16 protein-coding genes and 1 pseudogene are annotated in these 23,765 nt (G+C 59.4%); 8 read left to right on the top strand and 9 right to left on the bottom strand.

Annotation, left to right across the window (positions count from 1 at the left end; genetic code table 11):
• The 4 genes and pseudogenes from C4334_RS00095 to C4334_RS00080 form a co-directional block, all read right to left on the bottom strand.
• Positions 1-462: pseudogene (locus C4334_RS00095) on the bottom strand (hypothetical protein); the annotation flags it as partial.
• 5 nt (positions 463-467) lie between these two features.
• A complete protein-coding gene (locus C4334_RS00090) occupies positions 468-1,469 on the bottom strand; it encodes a choice-of-anchor Z repeating domain-containing protein (RefSeq protein ID WP_352430032.1) in 1,002 nt (333 codons plus the stop codon).
• Between the two features lie 41 nt (positions 1,470-1,510).
• Positions 1,511-2,242 (bottom strand): GspMb/PilO family protein, encoded by a 732-nt coding sequence (locus C4334_RS00085; protein ID WP_352430031.1) that lies wholly within the window; start codon positions 2,240-2,242, stop codon positions 1,511-1,513.
• Between the two features lie 24 nt (positions 2,243-2,266).
• Entirely contained in the window at positions 2,267-2,845 is a 579-nt protein-coding gene (locus tag C4334_RS00080) for a PilN domain-containing protein (RefSeq protein ID WP_352430030.1), read from the bottom strand.
• Positions 2,846-3,381: 536 nt separating this feature from the next.
• Between C4334_RS00080 and ribA the strand changes: the two genes are divergently transcribed.
• The 6 genes from ribA to C4334_RS00050 all read left to right on the top strand — a co-directional run bounded on the left by ribA (position 3,382) and on the right by C4334_RS00050 (position 12,414).
• Positions 3,382-4,044, top strand: coding sequence for a GTP cyclohydrolase II (gene ribA, locus C4334_RS00075; RefSeq protein WP_352430029.1), 663 nt, complete (start codon positions 3,382-3,384; stop codon positions 4,042-4,044).
• Between the two features lie 202 nt (positions 4,045-4,246).
• Positions 4,247-5,122, top strand: a complete 876-nt coding sequence (locus tag C4334_RS00070) for a deoxyribonuclease IV (RefSeq protein WP_352430028.1) — start codon at positions 4,247-4,249, stop codon at positions 5,120-5,122.
• A 61-nt stretch (positions 5,123-5,183) separates the two neighbouring features.
• A complete protein-coding gene (leuS, locus tag C4334_RS00065; protein WP_352430027.1) occupies positions 5,184-7,733 on the top strand; it encodes a leucine--tRNA ligase in 2,550 nt (849 codons plus the stop codon).
• A 101-nt stretch (positions 7,734-7,834) separates the two neighbouring features.
• Complete coding sequence (locus C4334_RS00060; RefSeq protein ID WP_352430026.1) at positions 7,835-9,241, top strand: alkaline phosphatase family protein; 1,407 nt, start codon at positions 7,835-7,837, stop codon at positions 9,239-9,241.
• Between the two features lie 448 nt (positions 9,242-9,689).
• The gene (locus tag C4334_RS00055; RefSeq protein ID WP_352430025.1) at positions 9,690-11,207 is read left to right on the top strand and encodes a phospholipase D-like domain-containing protein; all 1,518 of its coding nucleotides are present in this window, start codon (positions 9,690-9,692) and stop codon (positions 11,205-11,207) included.
• Between the two features lie 46 nt (positions 11,208-11,253).
• Entirely contained in the window at positions 11,254-12,414 is a 1,161-nt protein-coding gene (locus C4334_RS00050) for a VLRF1 family aeRF1-type release factor (RefSeq protein ID WP_352430024.1), read from the top strand.
• A gap of 101 nt (positions 12,415-12,515) precedes the next feature.
• Here the strand turns inward: C4334_RS00050 and C4334_RS00045 are convergent, their stop codons facing one another.
• Positions 12,516-13,052 carry a hypothetical protein gene (locus C4334_RS00045; RefSeq protein WP_352430023.1) on the bottom strand — a complete coding sequence of 179 codons (537 nt, stop codon included), beginning with the start codon at positions 13,050-13,052 and terminating at the stop codon, positions 12,516-12,518.
• 984 nt (positions 13,053-14,036) lie between these two features.
• Between C4334_RS00045 and C4334_RS00040 the strand changes: the two genes are divergently transcribed.
• Positions 14,037-14,276 carry a hypothetical protein gene (locus C4334_RS00040; protein ID WP_352430022.1) on the top strand — a complete coding sequence of 80 codons (240 nt, stop codon included), beginning with the start codon at positions 14,037-14,039 and terminating at the stop codon, positions 14,274-14,276.
• A gap of 107 nt (positions 14,277-14,383) precedes the next feature.
• Positions 14,384-17,938, top strand: coding sequence for a TonB-dependent receptor (locus C4334_RS00035; RefSeq protein ID WP_352430021.1), 3,555 nt, complete (start codon positions 14,384-14,386; stop codon positions 17,936-17,938).
• 355 nt (positions 17,939-18,293) lie between these two features.
• Here the strand turns inward: C4334_RS00035 and C4334_RS00030 are convergent, their stop codons facing one another.
• The 4 genes from C4334_RS00030 to C4334_RS00015 all read right to left on the bottom strand — a co-directional run.
• Complete coding sequence (locus C4334_RS00030) at positions 18,294-19,496, bottom strand: SGNH/GDSL hydrolase family protein (protein ID WP_352430020.1); 1,203 nt, start codon at positions 19,494-19,496, stop codon at positions 18,294-18,296.
• Between the two features lie 35 nt (positions 19,497-19,531).
• Positions 19,532-20,842: an alpha-L-fucosidase gene (locus C4334_RS00025; protein WP_502943375.1), complete on the bottom strand. Its 1,311-nt coding sequence runs from the start codon at positions 20,840-20,842 to the stop codon at positions 19,532-19,534.
• Positions 20,843-20,866: 24 nt separating this feature from the next.
• Positions 20,867-22,243: a glycoside hydrolase family 125 protein gene (locus C4334_RS00020; RefSeq protein ID WP_352430143.1), complete on the bottom strand. Its 1,377-nt coding sequence runs from the start codon at positions 22,241-22,243 to the stop codon at positions 20,867-20,869.
• Between the two features lie 189 nt (positions 22,244-22,432).
• On the bottom strand, positions 22,433-23,765 hold a 1,333-nt coding region (locus C4334_RS00015; RefSeq protein WP_352430019.1), incomplete at its 5' end, for a glycoside hydrolase family 3 C-terminal domain-containing protein.

Genomic DNA, 23,765 nt, shown 5'->3' with positions numbered 1-23,765 from the left:
TGGCGGCAGAAGACCGCCGTTGTACTGAACGATGGCATCGCGCAACTCAGCGAGCGCTTGGTCGTTGACCGCAACCAACCGCCAAGGTTCGCCGGTGAGCGGATCGATAGTTGCCGACGGACGAAGGATGCGCGCCTTTTTCGTCCCTTGCGGAACGCCCTCGAGCAGTTGATCGAGCGACGTCGGCAGACGGTTGAAGGTGGTGTAGTAGAGGCGTATCGCTTCGGCCACCTGCTCGCCGCGAAAGATCGCTTCTTCTTCGAGTTCGCGTTGCTTTTGCTGACGCAAATTGGGCGCGGCAGCCGTGGCGGCGATGGCGATGATGGTGGCGAGCGCGATCAAACCGATCAGGGCGTAGCCGCGCTCACTCGGAGAACGAACAACGCGCGATTCCGCGGCTACGCCATCGCGCGCAACAAGGCGCTGGCGATGAGTTGGTCCCCAGAATCTGTTCGCTGTCATCTGCCTCATCGTCGCTCGAAAGGCTTTTCTTCTTCATCGTCGCTGTTTGCTGGCGGTTGTTGTAGAGGCGCTTGTTCCGGCGGCGGAACAGGGCGGCGGGAGCTTTCGAAAGGACGCGCTGGCGTCGCTTCGCCGATGTTGGCGCGCGTCTCTTCGTAGCGAAGCAGGTGCTTGACGCCGAGCTGCGTGTCGGTCAATTCGACGGCGCGCTCCGAGATGCCGGTGACGCGAAAGCGCCCGCCGACGGTGTCGCCGCGTTGAACTCTGAGCACTTCGCGGTTCTCGCGGTGTTGAAGCACGGCTGTGTCGTTGTATCGTCTGCCGCCGATAAGTCCGATGTAGTTGAAGGGCGGCGTCGGTGGCGGTATGACGTTGAGCACAAGCGTGTTGGAGAATAGCTTGCCGTCGGGCGTGCGTACGATGACCTGTCGCGGCCCTTCGCCGACGACGAGCGCGGCGGGCACGGTTGCGGCCAATTGTTGCCCGCTGATGAAACGCGTCGGAAGTTCATTGTTGCCGAAGACGATGCGCGTTTGTGGCGTGAACTTGTCGCCGAACGCTTCGAGCGTGAACTCGCCCGTGCGCGCATGGACGCTCGGCGGCGAAAGGCTTGCAAGGATCAACGGGGGCGGTGGCGTCGGTGTGGGCGTGTTTGCGAGCGGGGGTTGAGAGGCGCTGGCTCTATTCGTCGCGGGCGGGATGTAGTAGGCGAAGATGTTGCGTCCGATGGCGACTCCGGTCGGTTCCGGCCACGAATAACGGATCGGTTGCGGCGGAACGAGCGGATCTTCGCGTACTTCGCTCGGCGAAGCGGGTGCCGTTTGCGCTGCGCGTGCGGCGGTATTGCTCGTTCTGCGCGCGCTGCTGCGGCCTTTGTTCGGCGTCGGTGAGAGGATGAAAGTGCGTGCGATCATGAACATGGCGAGCGTGCCGAGCAGGATGGCCGCGATCAGCTTTTTGCGTTCGTTGGCGCTCTGCGTGTCCTCGGTTGTCGGCATCGGTCTCATCTTCAATACCCGCGAGCGGCTCGCCTGCGCGAAAGACTTCGTCATCGGACGTTCATTTGCGCGCCTTCGCGCCGGAAATAGGCCACAAGATCGAGTCGCAATCGAACGGCATCGGCGCTTGCACGCTGTTCGGTCGAGCTTTCCAGTTCGATGCCGTTGATGACGACGAACTGTCGTGTCGTTTCGAGGTCGTGAATGAATCGCCGCAATCCGACGTATGGCCCTTCCACGGTCAAGTTGATCTCCAATCCGGGGAAGATGCTCGCGCGTTCATCCGCGGCGTTGTTTGTCGGGCGTCGCGCTGCCGGATCGAGCGGCGCGAGCGGCGTAAAAGTCATCGCCTCGGCGAGACGCAGGCCGTTGCGGCGCATCAATTCGTTGAGCATTTGAAGCAGCGAGTTGCGCGCGATGTTGGGCGGCGCGAGATAATTTGTCTCGAACTCGACTAGGCTTTGGACTATTTCGTTCGCCGTCGCTTGCGCATCGGCGCGCCGTTGCGCGCCTTCAGCCGAGAGGCGCAATTGGCTCTGCAAGCGCGTTCGTTCGCGTTGCGCTTCTTGTAAACGCGACCTCGTCGGCACGAGCAGATAGAAGTAAGCGCCGAGCGCGGTCGTGAGCAGAAGCGCGGCGGCAACCAACGCGAGAAGCTCTGGCAGATCGAGCGCGCTTTGGCGGCGCTTTTGGCGCAACTGCGCGAGACGCGCGCGCCACTGTTCCGTACGCAACGCGCGTCCGATGTTTCGCTGTTTCTTTTCGCTTAGCGCTTCATTCATTCCGAATCAGTCTTTTAGCCACGCTCAGGCACCCGGTTGCACGCGCGGAGCATATCGCAGCCGTAGCGTCCATTCCGTTCCGCTCGCACCGCGCCCCTGTCGCGGGCGCTGTGTAACGGGTTCGACTGAGAATGTGCCGGAGGAGTCCAGCTGCGCGATCATCGCCGTCACGTCATCGGGCGTGCGTCCGATGACGGCGACTTCCAGTTCGGCGAAGGTTTGATCGCCGCGCTGTGCCACGTCGCGGACTTTGATGCGCGTGACGCGAACGTTCGCGGGCGTCTGCGTTTCCAAATCGCCCAGCAGTTGCGACCACGAGAAGCGTTTGCGCGCGATCACCAGATGAGCCGATTCGAGCGCGATGACATCGTCGCGCGAAAGCGCGTCGCGCACTTCGGCTGCTTGTCGCCGCAACGCTTCGACCTGTTGCCGTAGTTCGACGACGTCGCGTTCGGCGCGATTCGCCTGCGCGCGCATCTTCGTCCACTCGGCGACGATCAAGACAAAGGCGACGAGCGAAACGAGCGCGACGGTCACTGCAATCGCCCACGGCAACGCCCGGTTGCGAAAAGGCTCACTGGCCAGATTGAGTTCGGTGATCACTTTTGGTTCTGCCGAGCCTCGGTTTGACGGCTCCGAATTCAAGCATAGCGTTTGAAGGAGACGGGCGCAACCGACCCCACGCGAAAAATTACACGCCGCTGCGAGGGTCAACGTTGCAAAACTCGTCGAAGATGCAAGCTCGCTTGAAGCGCTCTGCCCGAAGCAGCGCGAACGTGTTTGGGGGGCGCAAAGTTCGTCGAAGATGCAGATTGGCTCTGACTGTGATTTGCCGCAACAGGTAAGCCTAACCTGCTGTCTCGAGGCATTCGACAATTGCCCAGCTCGCCTTAGCTGGGATACGTCGTGATGATCTGAAGCCGCCGCCGCCGACTGCAAAGGTCGGGGCGTTCGCTTGGCTTTTGCGCTGGAAAAGCGCGGTGCTTTTCGCGATGATCGGCCTGCAACGATTTTGTCGCAACGTGCTAACAGTTTTGTTCCACGCCGCATGATCGGCCCGAAGGCTGCTTGTCGCGCTCGGCGCGCTCTTCTTATAATCGGTCTCAGCGCGAAGAACCTTTGACAGGAGCCAAAAGGCGTTGAGAGCTGATCCCGTTTCGACTTCCGGCAGGAACCTTTCGGTCGAGCGCATCGCGACGGCGCGCTTGCCGACAGCGGTGGGCGAGTTCATGGTGGCCGGTTACCGATCTTTGACCAGCGATGAAGAGTTCGTCGCTTTGTTTAAAGGCGACTTGCGCCCGGACGTGCCGACGCTCGTACGCATTCACTCGCAGTGTTTGACGGGCGATGTGTTCGGTTCGAAAAAATGCGATTGCGGGCAGCAATTGCACCGCGCCATGGAGTTGATCGAACGCGAAGGGCGTGGCGCCATCGTCTATCAGTTGCAGGAGGGGCGTGGCATCGGCATTCTGAACAAGATTCGCGCCTATGCTCTTCAGGATCAAGGGGCCGACACGGTGGAAGCGAACGAACGGCTCGGACTTGGCGTCGATCTGCGCGAATACCGGCAATGTGCCGAGATACTGCTCGATCTCGGCTTGCGGCGCGTGCGCGTGATGTCGAACAACCCAGCGAAAATCCGCGCGCTCAGGCGCGCTGGACTCGAAGTCGTCGAGCGCGTCCCGCTCGAGGTCGAACCGCACGAAGCGGCTATGCATTACCTTCGCACCAAGAAACACAAAATGGGCCATCTGCTCGAATCCCTCCCGGAACTTTCGCCAACCGGCGTGAAGAAGGAGTAGCGCGTAACTTTTTCGTCGGATCGCTGATCAAAGCCGCACGCGTGCGAAAGCCCGCTGCGATGCCGACCACGAAAAGCCGGTGTCGCATCGCACCGCTTTCGCGGTAGATCCTACCGTGCTCTTTGGCAACTTAGCGCTGCGCCGCAGCTTGCTGTATGCTTGGAATCGTTGGTGCAAACGATGGACGAGGAGGACCTGAAGATTGGCTCCGCGCATAGGCTTTCACGCGCCGATTGCCGGCGGATTGCACAAAGCGTTGCTGCGCGCAAAGGAGCTTGATTGCACGGCGGTGCAGATCTTTTCGCGCAATCCGCGCGGGTGGATGGCGCGTCCGCTGTCGGCTGAAGAGATCGAGCTTTTCCGCAAGACGCGACGTGAGACCGGCATCTCCCCGGTGGTCATCCACGCCAATTACCTGATCAACCTTGCAGCGGCGGATGCGGCGGTGCGCGAAAAATCGATTCGCGCCTTTCGCGAGGAGGTCGAGCGCGGCATCCTTCTGGGAGCTGATTACGTCGTCGTTCATCCTGGCAGCGCACGCGGCGCGTGCGAGGATGACGGCATCGAGACTTGCGCCGCGAGTTTGCGCGCCGCGTGCGCTGGATTGGAAGCGAACTCGCTTCGCATCCTCGTCGAAAATACGGCCGGTCAAGGCGATTGCATCGGGCACAGGTTCGAGCACTTACGTCGGATCATCGAGCTTTGTCCCGAACTCGAACTCGGCGCTTGTTTCGATACGGCGCACGCTTTCGCTGCTGGTTACGAGCTGCGCGATGAGGAGGGGCTTAAACGGACCTTGCGCGAACTCGAGCGGAACGTCGGAGCCGTACCGGTGGTCCATTTCAACGATTCGAAAGCGGCCTTCGCTTCACGCGTCGATCGCCACTGGCACATCGGCGAAGGCCAGATCGGGCGTGAGGCGATGCATCGGATCGCGGGCCACCGCCAGTTCCGAAACGCGGCCTTTTTGATCGAAACGCCGCAGGACAGCCCGGAAGATGACGCGCGCAACCTCAGCCTGCTGCGCTCTTTCGTTCAGCGCGAAAAGCGTTCTGCAACGGGGCGTTTGAAGAACTAACGTTGTATCATGGCTTTGTCAGAGGAGAATTTCAACGCGAGTGGGCTCGGACGAAGAAGAGATGGACGAGAAGTATTTTCCTGAGAAGATCGAAGAGAAATGGCAACAGCGCTGGGCTGAATCGGGAGCTTTCGAAGCGGAGGCCGATCCGGCACGCCCCCATTTTTACTGCCTCGAGATGCTGCCCTATCCATCGGGCTTCTTGCACATGGGGCACGTGCGCAACTACTCGATCGGCGACGCGCTTGCTTGGTACAAGCGGCTTCGCGGTTTCAACGTGCTCCACCCGATCGGATGGGATAGCTTCGGTCAGCCAGCCGAACAGGCGGCGATCAAGCGTGGCATTCAACCGCGCGACTGGACCGAACAGAACATCGCGCACATGCGCGGACAATTGAAGCGGCTCGGCATCAGCTACGACTGGCGGCGCGAGATCGCCGCGCACGCGCCGGAATACTACAAATGGGACCAGTGGTTCTTCCTGAAGATGTTCGAGCGCGGTTTGGTCTATCGCAAGCTGGCGCCGGTCAACTGGTGCCCGAAAGAAGAGACCGTGCTCTCGAACGAACAGTCTTCGGGCGGCGTCTGCTGGCGGTGCGGCACGCCGGTCGAGCGGCGCGATCTCGAACAGTGGTTCATCCGCATCACGGACTACGCCGAACAACTGCTCGACGACATGCGCGAGATCGAAGATGGCTGGCCCGAGCGCGTGCTCACGATGCAGCGCAACTGGATCGGGCGGAGCGAAGGCGCCTACGTCGATTTCGCCGTTCAGGGGCGCGACGAGAAGATCCGCGTCTTTACGACGCGCATCGACACGATCTACGGGGCGACGGCGGTCGTCTTGTCCGCTGAGCATCCGTTGCTCAAAAGTCTGCTCGAAGGTTCATCGCTCAAGTCTGATGTCGAGCGTTTTGTCGAGCGCGTGCGTGAGGCGCGCCGACGGCCCGCCGCGCCGGACGCAGAAGAAGAGAAGGAGGGCGTGCATACAGGACTGTTCGCCATCAACCCGTTCAACGGCGAGCAACTGCCCATTTGGGTAGCGAACTACGTCTTGATGGAGTACGGTACGGGAGCCGTGATGTGCGTTCCGGCGCACGATGAGCGCGATTTCGAGTTCGCGCAAAAGTATTCGCTGCCCATCCGACAAGTCATCGCGCCCATCACGCACGAGCAGGAGCCGAGCGGATTCGAGCCGCGTTTGGGCGTGGACCAATCGACCGAAATGCAGCAAGCCTTCACCGACTACGGCGTGCTCGTCAACTCCGGCGAGTGGAGCGGAAAGCTCTCGCAAGACGCCATGCGCGAGATGGCCCAGCACGCCAAAGAGCGCGGCTTCGGCGAGCCGGCGGTCACTTATCGTCTGCGCGATTGGGGTATTTCGCGTCAACGTTTCTGGGGCGCGCCGATCCCCGTTATCTACTGCGAGCGGTGCGGCATCGTGCCCGTGCCGGAAGAGGATCTGCCCGTGATCTTGCCGGAGCGCGCGGAATTCACCGGCGTGGGGCAATCGCCTCTCGCAGGCGTGCGCGAGTTCGTCGAAACCTCGTGCCCGCGGTGCGGTGGTCCGGCGCGGCGCGAAACCGACACGATGGATACCTTCATCGATTCGTCGTGGTACTTCTTCCGCTACTGCGATCCGCACAACGACCGCGAGCCGTTCGATCGCGAGAAGGTCGCCTACTGGACCCCTGTGGACCAGTACATCGGCGGCATCGAACACGCCGTGATGCACCTGCTCTACACGCGCTTCTGGACCAAATTCATGCGCGATATCGGGCTGGTTCGCTTCAACGAGCCGGTCAAAAAGCTTCTGACGCAGGGCATGGTGACCAACATCGTGCCCGAAACGGGCGAGTGGAAAGCGATGTCGAAGAGTTTGGGCAACGGCGTCGATCCGGACGAGATGATCGAAGCTTACGGCGCCGACGCCGTGCGCCTCTTCATCCTCTTCGCCGCGCCGCCAGAAAACGAGCTTCGCTGGTCTGAGTCCGGCATCGACGGTGCGGTTCGGTTCTTGCGCCGCGTCTATCATCTGGTCGTGCGTTGGCGCGAAGCGATGCGGGATGCGCCGCGCGACGCGCCGACTGAATTTTCGCCCGAAGCGCGCCGCATACGCCATGCAACGCATCGGACGATCGCGCGCGTTACGGATGACTTCGAGCGGCTTCACTTCAACACGGGGGTCGCCGCGATGATGGAGTTGGTCAACGAATTGAGCGACTTCAGAGTCGAACCGCAAAAGGCTTCGCCCGCCGAGCTTTTCGTCATGCGCGAAGCGCTTGAAGCGCTCGTCGTCATGCTCGCGCCCTACGCGCCGCACGTGGCCGAAGAGATGTGGGAAGGTTTAGGGCACGAAGGCGGATTGCTCGGAAGTGGCGCGCGCTGGCCCGAAGCTGAGGCGGCATGGGCGCGCAAGGAGGAGTTGGAGATCCCCGTGCAGGTGAACGGCAAGGTGCGCGCCCGGCTCCGTGTCGCGCCCGAAACGGCGGATGAAGAGCTGCGTCGGCTAGCGCTCGCCGATGAGCGCGTGCGCGCTCGGATCGAAGGGCGTGAAGTGGCGCGCGTCATCGTCGTCCCGCAACGTCTCGTTAACATCGTCGTGAAATGATCTCCCGCTGGAACGGGTCAACAACCAGAGCGGAGAGGCCGGATGATGTGGAGTTCGGCTTCTCCCGCTCCGAAGACCCTTCGACCCCATAAGGAGAGAGGATGCGCGAACGAATCTATCTTTTTGAACGAGCGGCGGCGGCCTATGCGATGTTGCTTGCGGTCGTCTTCGCGTCGGCTCTGATCGTTTCGGCTCAGCAGTTGGGACAACAGAAAGAGGCGTCGAAGGCCAAACGCGCGCTCATCATCTCAATTGATGGACTGGATGCGCGTTATTTGTTGCGCGCCGACGAGTACGGCCTGAAGATCCCGGCGTTGCGCCGCCTCATGCGCCAAGGCGTAACGGCTCCGGTCGTCGGCGTCTATCCATCGGTGACTTACCCATCGCATACGACGATCGTGACGGGCGCGACGCCGGCGCGTCACGGCATCGTCAACAACACGCTCTTCGAGCCGCCGCCGATGAAGCAGACGGGGAGCTGGTTCTGGTTCGCGCGCGACGTCAAAACTGATACGCTGTGGGATGCGGCGGCGCGACGAGGATTAAGCGTCGGATTGGTTTCGTGGCCCGTTTCCACGGGAGCAGGGGATTGGAACGTGCCGGAGATCTGGAGTCCGGGCAGAAGCCCTTTCGAATCGCGCGACACAGTGCGCGAATACGCACGCCCGCGCGGCTTGATCGAAGAGGTCGAACGAGTCGATTCGGAACTCTTCAAGAACCTCACGCCGGATGAAGGCGACGACATGCGCACACGCTTTGCCGAATATATCATCGCCAATAAACGCCCCCAACTGCTACTGGTCCACCTGTTCGATCTCGACCATTTCGAACACAGCTATGGACCATTCACGCCGCAGGCTTTCGCCACCCTCGAAAAGGTTGACGGTTACATCAGTCGTTTGCTGGCGGCCGTTGAACGCGCCGGTTTGCTTTCGGAGACAGCGATCTTCATCGTCAGCGATCACGGATTTAAGTCGATCTCGAAGACCTTCCATCCGTTGATCTTGCTCGAACGAGCCGGATTGGTGAAGACTGCGTCGGGTGCAGACGGGCGACGGATGGTAACTGAATGGCAGGCTCTGCCATACGTTTCGGGCGGATCGTGCGCGATCATCCTGCGCGACGGTCAAGATCAGGAGGTTTTGAGGCGGGCGCGCGAAGCTTTCCGCCCTTACGAGCAGCAGGGCATCTTGCGCATCGTTGACAAAGGCGAACTCGAGCGTTTGGGCGCGAATCCGCGAGCCGCGTTCGCGCTCGAGGCAGCGGAAGGTTACGCCTTCGGCGGCGGACTCGCAGGCGACATCATCACGCCGAGTCAGAGCCGCGGAACACATGGTTACCTGCCGACACTGCCCGACTATCGAGCTTCTTTCATCGCTGCGGGCGTTGGGGTCGGGCGAAGAGGGAAGATCGGCGAGATCCGCATGATTGACATCGGGCCGACGGTGGCGCGTCTTCTCGGGTTGGAACTGCGCGACGCGCAGGGGCACCCGATCCCGCTCGAGTAGCTGCGAACGCCTTGTGCAATGTTTGATACGAGCTTCAACGAATAGGTTGCAGCGCTCGACGTATATCACGAAAACGTCTCGTGCATTTTCGGTACGAACCCGCTACGGCGAACGATCCGCTCGCCAACAGCGAGCAGGTTCAGATAGGGGCAAAAGCCGTAGCCACGCGAGCCATGGGTAGCCGTCCTAATTTTGTCTTTCGTTCACACTCTCACGAGCAGTCCTCAACCCCTAGACGAATTCATCACCGGCGCTGGATGTTCTTGATTCTCAGGGATGACATGTTGGGCGCTTACAACCATGGCTGTTTTCAAATCGAGGCTGCGGCGCCCAACCTGACGAACTCTATCTCGTCGCCCCGATCCTTCGCGATCGTTCTGGCTGATGGGGTAGAATCGAGAGGCTCGGATCCTTTTCGGGATCGTTCACAGTTTTGGGGAGAACGCCGATGGGTCGCAGCAGGACGAGGGTTTGGTTGTCCGAGCGGACCAGCTACGAGCCAGTCTCGCCTGCCCGCACGCTTGCCGAACAGGCCTTTTCGCGCGCGGCTGGGGCGCCGCTCGTCGCGGGCAATCGCGTGCGCTTGCTCAAAGATGCGGCGGAAAATTACCCGGCATGGCTGGACGCCATCGCATCGGCCAAACGCACGGTCCATTTCGAATGCTACATCATCCATGAAGACGACGTCGGGCGACGGTTTGCCGAAGCTTTGATGGAGAAGGCCGCACAGGGCGTCCGCGTCCGTTTGATCTACGACTGGCTCGGCGCGCTCGGCGCGGCATCGCGCAAATTCTGGCGCTGGTTGCAGGCGGCGGGCGTCGAGGTGCGTTGCTTCAATCCGCCGCAGCTCGACAGCCCCTTCGGTTGGCTGAGCCGCGACCACCGCAAAGTGCTCATCATCGATGGGCGCATCGGGTTCGTCTCTGGATTGTGCGTCGGTCAAGATTGGGTTGGCTACCCCGACAAAGGGATTGACCCGTGGCGCGACACGGGGGTTGAGATCCGCGGTCCAGCGGTCGCCGATCTGGAACTCGCTTTTGCACAGAGCTGGGCGGCGACTGGCGACCCGCTTCCGCCAGAGACCTTGCCGACGCGCGAAGGGATCGCGCCCGAAGGCGACGTCGCGTTGCGCGTCATCGCCGGCGTGCCGAATTCCGCTGGCACTTATCGTCTGGACCAGTTGATCGCCGCCGCGGCGCGGCAGACGCTCTGGTTAACGGACGCTTACTTCGTCGGCACGACGCCCTACGTGCAGGCGCTTCGCTCAGCAGCGATGGATGGCGTCGACGTTCGTCTGCTTGTGCCCGGCGCAAGCGACGTCATCTTGATGCGAGCGCTATCGCGCGCTGGCTACCGTCCGCTGCTCGAAGCCGGCGTGCGCATCTTCGAATGGAACGGGCCGATGCTTCACGCCAAGACGGCTGTCGCAGATGGGCGTTGGGCGCGCGTTGGCTCGAGCAATCTGAACATCGCCAGTTGGATCGGCAATTGGGAACTCGACGTGGCGATCGAAGACGGAAGATTTGCGCGGCAAATGGAAGAGATGTATCTTGAAGATTTGACCAACGCGACGGAGATCGTTTTAAGCGCGCGCCGACGAGTGGAGACGATCGCTCCGCGCCAACGCCGCAAAAGGCGTCCGCGCATCGGTCATGGAAGCGCGAGCCGTGCGGCGGCGGGCGTGGTGCGCATTGGCAACGTCGTCGAAGCGGCGATCACAGACCATCGGACGCTCGGTCCAGCTGAAGCGCGCATCATGCTGAGCGTCGGTCTGTTGCTCGTTGCGTTGACGGTCCTTTCGGTGGTCTGGCCGCGCTTGCTGACGATCCCGCTCGCCGTGATCATGTTGTGGACGGGAGTATCGCTGCTTTATCGCGCTTGGGAGTTGCATGGCAAAGCTGCGGCGACCGCCGCGCCTCCCGCGCGCGGTGAGTCAGTTGCCGCGAAGCCTTCCGAAAGCGATTGAAACGGAGCGTTTTCAGATTTTGGCCCGATCGAGGAGGAGAAGCAAGGTGATCACCAAAAACGAGATCGAAGCCTTGATGACGCGGGCGCCGAAACCGGGTAGCCCTGTATTGAGTCTCTTTTTGCATGCCGAACCGGCTGAGGCAACCAACATCAATCATGCCTTCCTAGTTCAACTCAAAAACGCGCTGCGCCCGATCGAAAACAGCATCGCGGCGCTGCAAGACAAGTCCAGACAGAAAGAGTTGCAGCGGGAGTTCGCTGCCGACGTCGAGCGCGTGCAACGTTTCATCACCGATTACGAAGCGCACGCGCGCAGCCTCGCCATCTTCTGCGACGCTTCGGAAGATCTGTTTTGGGCGCGCCCGATCAACGTCCCGCTACGCAGCCAGGCGCGGTGGGAAGAGACTCCTTACATGCGTCCTCTGTTGGAGATCATCGACGAATACGAACGCTACGGCGTGGTGTTGACCGATAGCGAACGAGCGCGTTTGTTTACGGTCTTTCTCGGCGAGATCGAAGAGGAGCGCGAGGCGTTCAATGATCTCGAAGTCCGGCACATCAAGACGACGGGCACCGATCACTCGCGTTCGCAAATGAACATTCAGCGCAAAGCGGACGAGCACGCCAAGCACCACTTGAAGACGGTCGCGGAGATGATGGACGAATTGGCACGCCGATATGAACTCGGTCGCTTGATACTTGCTGGCCCAGTGGAAGCGACGAGCGAGCTCGCCGATCTGTTGCCCAAGCACCTACAAGAGCGCGTCGTCGCTTCCATTGCGATGCCAATTGAAGCGAGCGCAAGCGACGTGTTAGCCGAAACACTGCGTATCGAGGAGAAGATCGAACGCGAACGCGAGCTACGTGCCGTCGAAGAATTGATCACCGCCGCGCGCAAAGGGGCGCAAGCCGTGCTCGGCATTGAACCGACTTTGCTCGCGTTGCAGGAAGGGCGTATCCTGCGGCTCCTTTACGCCGACCGCGCGCGCTTCGAAGGAGCGCGGTGCAGCAACTGCGGGGCGTTGTTTGTCGGCGAGCGCAAAACGTGTGATTACTGTGGCTCGCCGTTGCAACCAGCGGACGATTTACTCGAGGAAGCGGCCACGCGCGCTGCTGATCAACAAGCACAGGTCGAGCTAGTGCGAGGCGCAGCGGGCGAACGCCTTCAAGCGGAAGGCGGCATCGGCGCTTTCCTCCGCTACTGAAAATGCCATCGCCTGAAAAATCGAGGCACGCGAGAAAACCTTTTGCCTTCTGATTCTTCTCGCGTGCCTCGCTCTGGCGAACGCTCTTCGCCGAAGAGAGTTTAAACAGCGCGCACCGTCGCGCGGCGCAGCTTAGGATCGGACGGTTGCCGCCCGACGAAGTTCAAGTCTTGTCTGAGGCGGGCAAGGTGCTCGTGAATCACTTGCTCCAAAGTGTCGTTGTATTGCGCGGCGATCTTCTCTAGGCTTTGCAACTCGTCTTGCAACTGCGCGACGATCTCGCGCACCTTGCCGCTGGCAGTGGGTTCGATATGAAGGCGGAGTTCGCGGTTCCTGATCTCGCAACGCGAGAAAGCTTTGTTGCGCGAAAGCGCGATGCCAAAGGCGAGCAACGTCGCGTCGCCATCGAATGGCACGGCAAGCGTAAGCGTTTTGGGATCGCCTTCGATCAGGCGCAACCGCTCGCAGATCAAACGCGGGGCGCAGATCTTGTAGCGCAGCAAAAGTTGCGCGCAAAGCGCTGGCTCGTCGTTTTTGACGAGGCAGTGTGGACCTAGCCCCTCAATGTCCTGAATGAGTTGCGAACAGCGGAAACTCAGATATTTTTCTAGGTCCCCGCCTTTAAAGAATCGATTCATCGTCTTACCTCCTTGGTCAGAACAACCTAATAACTTCTCGCGCTCATTCAAGTGACGTTGGGGTCGGCGTGCACTTGCATGCTTGCGAGACGGCGGCACAACCGACGGTTCTTGCCGCCAATCGCGGGGGATGTGTGTGCTCATACTATAAACCGGGGCCGACCTTTTAGCAACGACAGGGCGCAAGGCTTCGAGGATCGTGAGGGAATCTTTTCTCGATCTCGCGTCTGCGGTGAATGGATCTCATCCCAGTTTCGCCGACGATCGAGCGACTTTTCTCTGTGCGTTCCTTTGCGGCACGAATATATGGGGAGGATGAGCACCAAGCTCGCTGCAAGCGTCTCTGGATTCACGATCTGAACGAGCAAGAAATGACTGAGAAGAGCAAATGGCGACGCTCTTCGTGTAATCATCGTCGTCGGTCCAAATATCATGCGGACTTGTCTAATCCGCCCGAGCTGCTAAACCGACGACGTGCAATCACCCTGGTCAGTCCGTAGATCATGATGGCGGCGCTCTTCGTGCGGTAATTAGCGCCGGATCGAGTAAGGTACGAGTAGCAGAGGAACATAAGTTGAGCCGCTCTATACAGAGGAAGAAGGCTGAGAGACGATGAGAGTCGAGAATAGAGAGGTCGATTCTCTTTGCTTTCCGCGTTTTTTTCGATTCGACGCTTAAGATTCGGGCCTGCCATCATCCATCAAGGCTCTTTCGGAAAAGATTCATTGGGGATGGTTGAAGCTGAGAGGGCAACAAGCCTTCGGGCAACTTTGTCTCTTCTTGTGAAGACCTATTGAAATGAACTCCGGAAATCTCGAATGGGACCGCACGTCCAAGCAGCGCCGTCCCCTCTTGCGGAGATACTACCGAAACCGTCCAGAGCTTTGTGCTACGATTGGGACCTTCGACTAAGACCCTCAAACTTGTTTAAGAGCGGATCTCCGTATAAAGAATGGATCCCTGGCGGGCTTTACCCTGCCTCTCGTGTTCTCGCAAAGAAAAGGCTATGCCCCTGCTTCGGCGGGCAGAACAGCTCATGCGGCGCTCGCGCTGTGGCCACAAAGTCCGTTCACAGAACAAATTGCGGAATATAACTTTGGTTTGAAAAAATTATTGACAAAAAGCCAGGCGCAGAAGTATATTGCCGGCGATTCCCCGGTTCTTTTAGCGGGAACATTTTCGGTCGAGTCGTTTGTTGACCATACTTCCTATGGATTTGAATAGAAAGTTTGATTCGTGGACGAATTAACGCTCGTTTCTTTCGGACGAAATCTAGTTCCCGTGACTTTGGAATCATCCGGCGAAGATCCCGTTTTGGAGGTCCTTTGAAAATGTTCGGCATAGGCAACCGAAAGGACGCGATATGGAGCCGAGCACTCGTCATTCTGCTATTGGTGCTCTCTTCTTCGCCCGTCTGCTTGGGACAAGCGAGCGGCAGCGCGACGCTGCGCGTTACGGTCAAAGACCCAAACGGCGCGGTCGTTCCGAAAGCGACCGTTATCTTGACGAGCGAACGCACGGGAGAGCAACGACGCGCAGAGACGAGCGGCGAAGGCACGACCGGTTTTGCTTCGCTCAATCCCGGCACATACACCGTGCGCATCGAGGCCGCTAACTTCAAGGCCTCAGAGCAGCGCATCTCGCTCAATCCGAACGATACGCGCGGGCTTGAGGTCACGCTCGAAGTCGGTGCCCCAACCGAAACCGTTACGGTTACGGCCGAAGCCGAACAGATTCAGACCGAAACGGGCGCGCGAGAGAACACGATCACCGCGCAGCAGATCGATAACCTTTCGATCGTCAGCCGGAGTTCGCTGGAGCTTTTGCGCATTCTGCCGGGCGTAGTCGCCCCCTTTCCTGATGATCCTGGCTTCCAATCCATCGGCTTCAATTCGGGCGCCAACGCCAACAGTCGTTACAACGTCAACGGAGTTCGCGGCGAGAACAACAACGTAAGCATCGATGGTTCGCGCGTGATCGACATCGGCTCAAACAACGGGACGATCATCACCGCGAACAACGACATGGTGCAAGAGGTCAAAGTCCAAACAAGCAACTACCTCCCCGAATACGGGGCGAGTGGCGTGCAGATCACGGCCACGACCAAGGGCGGCGGACGCGAATTCCATGGGACGCTCTACGACTATTTGCGCCACTACAAGCTGAACGCCAACGATCGTTCGAGGGCGACGTTCGGTTTGGAACGGCAAAAGGAGATCTATCAGTACCCGGGAGGCAACATCGGCGGGCCGATCTGTTTGCCGAGGTTTGGCGAAGGCGGTCCCGTGGGCAACTGCTTCCGGGACAAGCTCTTCTTCTTCTTCGGTTTCGAAATCCAGAGGCAAAAGGTCGATCCCGGCGTGAGATTCGACCTCGTGCCCACCTTGGAGCAACGTCAGGGAAGGAACTTCCGGCATCAATACACGGGCGGGATTTTCAATCTCGATCCAAGTCAGATCACGCCCATTGGGCGAGCTTTTCTCAACCTATATCCGTTGCCCAATTTCAACGACCCGACCGGGCGGTTCAATTACCAATTCAGCGGCCTACAACCGATCAATCGGACGCAAGGCGTCTTGCGCTTTGACTACAAGCCCAACGACAAGGTGACGGCCTATCTCCGACTGGCGCGTGAATCCGAAGAGCAGGACTATGCGCGCGGCTTGTGGTGGAACCCATCGGCCTATGAACTTCCGTCGCACGTTTTAGGGACCAATCTCGGTCGGTCTGCTGCCCTCAACATCACCACCGTGATTAATCCGACGATGACCAACGAAACGGTGTTGAGTGCCAGCAAGCTCATGCTCGACAACGATTATCGGGAGCCGGAGAAGGTCTCTTTAAGTGCACTCGGCATAGCGAACTATACCGGGCCTTTCGGCCAGCAAAGCCCATATGCGCCCGTCGCGTTCATTACCAGTTGGGGCGGCTTGACGCAGGGCGATTTCTGGGAGCCCGGTGGTTTGCCACTGTTTGCGCACAACTCAAGCTACTCAGTGTCGAACACGTTGACAAAGATCAGCGGCGCCCACACGCTGAAATTCGGCGGTTTGATCGAACAGGCCAATAAATACCAGAACCTGCACAGTGCGGCTGAAGGGTTGTTGATTTACGCGCCATGGGGCAACGGCTCAACCGGCAACAGCTTTGCGGATATTTTGGTCGGCAAGCCTGCTCAGTACAGTCAAGATACCCGCACGCCACGAGGCAAGTTCCGTCTATACAATTACGAGGCCTTCGCTCAAGATAGCTGGAAGGTCCGTCCGAACCTCACTGTTGAATACGGCGTTCGTTTCGCTTACTTCCCGACGAACAAGGAATTGACCGGGCGCGCCGTGTTGTTCGACCCGAAAGCTTATGTGCGTTCGCAAGGCGTGTTGGTCAACGGCGATCCAAAACGACCGAACGGCATCCTGCAAGCCGCCAGAGGCGAAATACCAGATGGGCTGACGGATAATCCGGCACCTCTGTGGATGCCGCGTCTTGGTTTCGCTTGGGACATCGGCGGGCGCGGCGAAATGGTCATCCGCGGCGGCGCGGGCGTCTTCTACAACCGCGTTCAGGGGAATTACCAGTACTACGTGATCACGCAGCCGCCAAACGCCTATTCTGCATCTTTCAACAGCTACTCCTTCGATCTAAACTACGCCAATCTCGGGCGGATCAATCCGTTCGGATCGGTCGGCAACGTCGGCATCGATTCGGCCAATCCTGAGTCGATCGCTGTGCCGCGGACGACCAATGCGAGCTTGACGCTCGAACGGCGGTTGCCCTTCGGCAACATCGCGACGATTGGGTACGTCGGCACTTTCGGACGGCACCTTCCGCAACAGCGCCAGATCAACTACATCCCGATTGGAAGGCTGTTGAGCGGGACTGTAGGCAACGCCGACCTGTCGAACCCGTTGCACCGCGCCGCGCTCAACGATCAGGTGCTCGCGCAATTCAGGCCATTCCCCGCCTACGGAAGCGTCCGTTACAAGGAGTTCACTGCGACTTCGAACTACCACTCGTTGCAGGCGACGCTCAGCAGACGGGCGGGGAATCTCACTTACTTTGCAACCTACACCTTCTCTAAAGCGCTCGGCATCACAGGCGTCAACGAGACGGGTGATGAAGTCGATCCGGTGGATGCGCGCGGTCGCAGCTACGGCGTGCTGCCGTTCGACAGGACACACGTCTTCAATCTATCCTACAACTACAACGTCCCCGGTTTGGCACGCGGCGTTTTGGACAACCGGTTCGCTCGGGGGTTGCTGAACGGTTGGCAGATGTCTGGCATTACGACGTACGCCAGCGGCATACCGATCAGATTGCGCTTCTCGGGTGACATCTCGCCGAATGGCAACATCGCGATCGCTTACTTCGGCACCAACGCCTTTACAGGATCGCGCGTATCGGCAGGCGGCATCGCGCCGATATTCCTGCGAAACCCGCAGATCAACGGTGGGAGCAGCATAGGTGACAGGATGTTCGATCTGAGCGCCATTGCGATCCCACCGCTTGGCACGACCGGTCCGACGATCCAGCCTTACTACCTGCGTAGTCCGCACAGGTGGAACCACGACGTCTCCTTCTTCAAGAACTTCAAGATCTCGGAGACGAAGAAGATCCAATTCAGGGCCGGCCTCTTCAACATCTTCAATCAGGCTTATCCGCAGTGGTTCGGTCCTGACGATCCGAACAACGATATTTACACGCGGCTCATCGTCGTTTGTAATCAACGCGTCAACGGCGTACCGAATGGCGCCGGGGGGACGGCTGATAACATCTGTGACCCGACCAAAGGGTTCCGCTTCTCCGACGAGACGATCAATAACTTCGGCAAGATCGTCAACAAGCGCGGTCACCGCATAATCGAGCTTGCCTTGAAGTTCTACTTCTAACCGCTCACAGGCCCAGATCAGATGGGGCGCTCGCTTTGGTGGGCGCCCCTCATTGATTTTTGAATCGTTACTCTCTTGCTTGAGGTAGAAGTGTCTTCGGTTCTTGTTTAAGACAACCCTCCGTCGGTTTCACTTGAATCCTCATTCCGTTCTTCGTCTCAAGATTGCGAACGCCATCTGGGAGCTTCCGTGTTCCAACATGGAACGGCGTCCGTTTGGAAATCTTCCTTCAGGCGGTGGTCCTCTCTGACGGCGAGGGAAGGTTCTCGAGCGGTTGATGGGTGATGGTACAGATGGAACTTTTGGGGCTGCAGCCAGCACGAAACCGATCTTCCCGATTTCGCGCTGGTTGATTTCAGCGCGTGATATTTATTCGATACCGATGAGGTTGAGCGAGCGTTCGCTCTTGAGCGGTTATCTCGGCGTCGAATTCATCGAAGGCGGAGAGGATTCGTGGGACGCTTCGGTACTGACCAGCGAGCGGCACCTCTATCTGTCGCCAGCGTAGGAAGAAAAGGTCCGCCCGGCGCCTGATCAAGCTAGCCAGTTTATCCGTCCGTTCACGGGCGGCTTTAGATAGCGCGTTGATCGGAATGCCGCGTTCCAGTTCCTGCGCGGAAAACTGCATGGCCTCTCCATCATCGACGCGCACGCTGTAATGCCCGGCAGGCAGCCCCACGATCCTCAGTCGAACCTGTCCCAGCTTTTCGATCGCCGGCCTTACCTGTTGCATCTCTTTCGATGGAGCGGGGCTAGGCCATGGCAAGGGCGCGTTGACGTTGACGATTGCCGATCCGTCCGCGTCCAGAGCTACGGATCTGGTCAGCTCCATCCCGTCGGGCGATGCCTCCCATGCGCGCAAGATCTCAGCCGCCATCAAGAGTTGACCATCAGCTTCCGGATGCACCCCATCGGGCACGAAGCTGTAAGAGGCGTTGATCTGTTTGGCTTCACGGAGCGCCGAGGTGGTCGCTTCATGAAGGTCTATGACTGGCAACCCTTCGCGCGCGGCGATCCTTTTGGCCGCTTCGCTGTAGCGGTCGAGCACTTCGTTGTAGCGATCCGTGTGCGACCACGAAGGGCGCCGCGTGCCGTCGTAAACGGTGGGCGTCATCACGTAGATGCGCGCGCGCGTCTTCTCTTTGAGTTCGCGGATGATGGCCGTCAATCCATCTTCATAGACTTCGAGGAGCGCCGGATCAAAGTCTTTGTATTCGCCATCATTCATGCCGAAGAGCAACGTGACGACGGTCGGGCGCCGGTTGATGACGTCGCGTTCAAGACGCGCTAATCCACCGACTCCGTTGCACGGCTGGCATCCGTTACCGGTCACCCGATCACCGCTCCAGCCGACGTTGATGAAGGTGATGCGGCGGTCCGGATAGCGCGTCAGCACATAGTGTTCGACGTAGGTCGTGTAGAGCCTTTGCTCCGTGATGCTGTCGCCGAAGAAGATGACGCGGTCGCCGTCGCGCAGCGCGAAGTCGCGCGTCTGAGCGTATGCGGACGCGATCGTGAAAAGGATCAACAAAGCGGGGCGGAAAACGACGGAACGCATATCGCACCTCTTCTTGTCAGGAGAGTTCAAATACTTCAGGGCGCAAGTTCCAAGACGATGATCGTATCATGCTCTTCAACGCGCCGCGGCGGGATGTGCAGCAACAGCTCGCCCGCGCGCTCTTCGTAGCGAACTGCGCTTCCATCGCTTAACAGCCGCGCCCTGTTGATGCGTCGGCCAAGAGCGGGCAGAATCAAGGACGCATCGGGCCAATCGAGCACGTGCACGTAAACGGTTCTGCCCTTCTGAGTCGTCACGCCCCACGGGCGCGGCGCGATGGGACCGCCGCGCGTGCCGTAGATCGCCTCGCCGTTTTGCTTCAGCCACCGGCCTATTTCGCGCAAACGAGCGACGAACTCCGGTTGGATCTTGCCGTTCGGCATCGGGCCGACGTTGAGCAGGAAGTTCGCGTCGCTGCCCGCTGCCCGGACCAGATAGTGGATGAGAGCGCGCGTGCTTTTAAAGCCGTTGTCGGTGAAGTTGTATCCCCACGAGTTGTTGATCGTGTCGCAGGTTTCAAGCGGCAAAGCGCCCACTTCGGTCGTGTTGAAGCCCGCAGTGTTCTTGCCGGGAAAGTCCTTTTCAAACATCTGGAAATCTTCGCCGGGCAAGGGGGCGCGATGATGGTTTGATCCGATGAGCGCTTGCGGTTGCAGATCGTGGATCATTTTGTAGGTTTTGGCCAAGCGCCAATCCGCGTCGGGTTTGTCCCACATCCCGTCGAACCAGATGCCGCCGATTGGACCGTAATTCGTCAGCAGTTCGCGAAGCTGTGCGTCCATGAAGTCCAAGTACTTATCCCATTCGCCTTGCGCTGGTCTCCCCGCCTCGTGCCCGGTCGCGCCGCGCGGGTAGTAATCGGGATGATGCCAATCGAGTTGTGAGTAGTAGAAGAAGAGTTTGATCCCCTGTTTGTGGCATTCGTCGGCGAGCATCTTGAGCACGTCTCTTTTGTAGGGCGTACGGTCCACTATGTCCCAGTCCGTCACCTGCGAGTCGAACATGGCGAATCCGTCATGATGTTTGCTCGTGATGGTGATGTACCTCGCGCCAGCGGCTTTGGCGAGCGCGACCCACTCGCGCGGATCGAATTCGGTGGGGTTGAAAAACTGGGCCAGCTTTTCGTAATCGCGCGCGCGAATGCGTCGGTTGTTCATCACCCACTCCCCATCGCCGAGCAGACTGTAGATGCCCCAGTGGATGAAAAGGCCGAACTTGGCCTCTTGAAACCAGCGTCGCGCTTCGAGGTTGTCTCGGCTTGGCCGGTAGTCGGTCTGCGCGACCACGCCGAGCGAGAAAGCAAGCGCGAGGATCGGAAGCAGATAGAGATTGCCAGAACGCATCATCTTTTCGCCTTTCATAAACGCGGTTCAGAGCGTAGCGCGTAAAACATGCGGTCGTTCACGATGAAGCTTCGCAATCAGCTCGCCGAAGAGCGTATTAGCCCAGGCGAACCATGCGCGCGTGAAGCGTTTCGGATCGTCCCTGTGGAAAGATTCGTGCATGAAACCGGTTCCGGCGTGCGTCTTCTTCAACATCCGCAGGCATTTTTGGGTCTCGGCATCTTCTGCGCTCGTCAATGCGCGCATGATGATGCTCAGAGGCCAGATCATCTCCAAGCCGACGTGCGGGCCGCCGATCCCCTCGCCCGCTGTGCCGCGGAAGAAATACGGGTTCTCTTCGCTGAGGACGAAGGCGCGCGTCCGTTTGTAGATCGCCTCGTCCGGCGAACAGCAGCCAAGGTATGGCAGCGAAAGAAGGCTCGGAACGTTGGCGTCGTCCATGAAGAGCTGATTGCCAAATCCATCGACCTCGTAAGCCCAGATCGCGCCGTATCGCAAGTGCTGAGCGATGCCGAACTGGCGCGCAGCCCCTTCGACTTCGTCGGCCAACCCCGCGCATTCACGCGCGAAGGACGAGTCTTTTAGTTCCGTTGAGAAGATCTCGTTTAATTGGCGAAGGGCCACGATGGCGAAGAGATTGGATGGGATCAGGAGAGGGTAGATGCAAGCGTCATCCGAGGGCCGAAAGGCCGAATGGATCAATCCACATGGCCGCGTCGGATTGCCCAGTCCATTGAGCGGCAAGGTGTCGGTGGCGCGGCTCGTGACACGCTGAAAGCGGTAAGGGCCGGGACCGTACTTTCTTTGTTGCTCGCGAAGCGTGCGGACAATCAGACGCATCGCCTCTTTCCAATCTCGATCGAAGAGTGCGCCATCGCCCGTCTGTTGCCAGTAACCATGGGCCAGCCGCACGACGTAACAGAGCGAATCGAGCTCCCATTTGCGTTCATGCAGCTCCGGCTTCATCTGCGTCAAATCTTTCTGCCATGGGCCGCCGGTCGGCCCGTCATTGAACGCGTTGGCGTATGGGTCGAGCAAGACGCAGCGCGTTTGGCGGCGGACCACGCCAGCGAGAAGTTGTTTGAGCTTGCCGTCCTCTTTGGCGAACGGTAGATACGGCCAGACTTGCGCCGTCGAATCGCGCAGCCACATGGCCGGAATATCGCCCGTGATGATGAAAGTGTCGGGCCGCCCGTCTCGCATTTGGAAGCGGACGGTGGTGTCGAGCGTGTTCGGAAAGCAGTTCTCGAACATCCACGCCAATTCTTCATCGGCGATGGCGCGTTTGACTTCGGCGATTTTGGCTTCGATAGCCTCACTCGTGAAGGCGCGTTTGTCAACGGGAGGGCGGCGGCTTACGAATTCGGGAGACGATGGACCTTTGGTCGCAATGCCCGCACCCATCAGCGCGGCTCCAGTTCGCTTCAGCATCTCGCGGCGTCTCATCTTGCCGTTCATCGCGCGCTCCACTCTCTTCGCCACATCGCGTGAAAGGTCGGAAGGCTTTCGGTTGCACGAACGCCGACCGACTCGACTAGGGAATATCCCGACCGCATTCCTTCGGCGGGTTGCTTCGGTTAAGCCGAAGGTCGTTCAGTTCGAGACGACTTCCAGCACGGCGCGCAGGAGCTTATCGTCGCTGGAACTCGGACCGACCATGATATCGAACTTCCCCGGTTCAACCACGCGGCGCATCTCCTCGTTGAGAAACGAGAGCTTCTCGGGCGTGAGCGTGAATCGCACGGCGCGAGTTTCGCCCGGTTTCAAGTTGATGCGCGCGAAGTCTTTGAGTTCTTTGACGGGGCGCGTGACGGAGCTGACCTGATCGCGGATGTAAAGCTGCACGACCTCGTCTCCAGCGCGCGATCCAACATTATTCACCTCGACCGAGATGGTGACGGACTCATCTGGCTTGATCCGCTTCTTCGACAATCGCAAGTTGTCGTATTTGAACGTCGTGTAGCTCAATCCGTGACCGAAGGGAAAAAGCGGCTCTTTGCTCGCGAAGAGGTAACCGCGCTTCGCCGAGGGCTTGTGGTAGTAGTAAACGGGAAGCTGGCCCACCGAGCGCGGGATCGTCACCGGAAGTCTCCCCGCCGGATTGTAATCGCCAAAGAGCACGTCGGCGACCGCCGTGCCCGTTTCTTGTCCGAGATACCAACCCTCGAAGATCACGGGGACGCGCTCGGCGATGTAATTGATCGTCAGGGGACGACCGTTGATGAGAAAGACGATGACCGGTCTGCCCGTTTCGACGATGGCACGGACCAGATCGTTTTGACGCCCCACGAGATCGAGGCTGTCGCGGTCGCCGAGGTGGTTCTCCGACCAAGCTTCGCGTGACGTTTCGACGTTGTCGCCGACAACGAGCAGAACGACATCGGCCGATTTGGCGACCGCAACCGCTTCGGCGATCTTTCGCGCATCATCCGCTGGATCATTCAAGCGCACGTCGTCGTTCCACCAGCTCGGTTCGCCTCCCTTTTGCGGCGCGCCAGCGGTGATCTTGCAGCCTTCGGCGTAGAGCACGTTAATCGAGTCGCCCACTTTCCGCTTGATGCCTTCGAGAATGTTCGTCTTGTGGCGGGGGGCGCCGCTGTAACCGCCGAGTTCGACGCGCGCCGCATTTGGACCGATGACAGCGAGCGTCCTGATCTCGTTGCGCGCGAGCGGGACGATCCCTCGTTCGTTCTTCAACAGGATGATGGCCTCGCGCGCAGCGCGCAGGGCCAGCTCACGATGCGCGGCGCTTTCGCTGATGCGTTCCGCTTCATCAGGATCGACGTACGGGTTGTCGAAAAGTCCGAGGCGGAATTTGGCCTCGAGAACGCGGGCGACGGCGCGATCGATGAGGTCCACAGGGATCGTTCCGCTCGTCACTTGCTGGACCAGCGTGTCGAACGTTTGATTGAACGGCAGCTCGATA

The sequence above is a fragment of the Pyrinomonas sp. genome, assembly GCF_040289685.1.
Classification (GTDB): Bacteria; Acidobacteriota; Blastocatellia; order Pyrinomonadales; family Pyrinomonadaceae; genus Pyrinomonas.
Note: the sequence above shows the minus strand (reverse complement) of the source record. Positions and strands in the feature narration are given on the sequence as shown.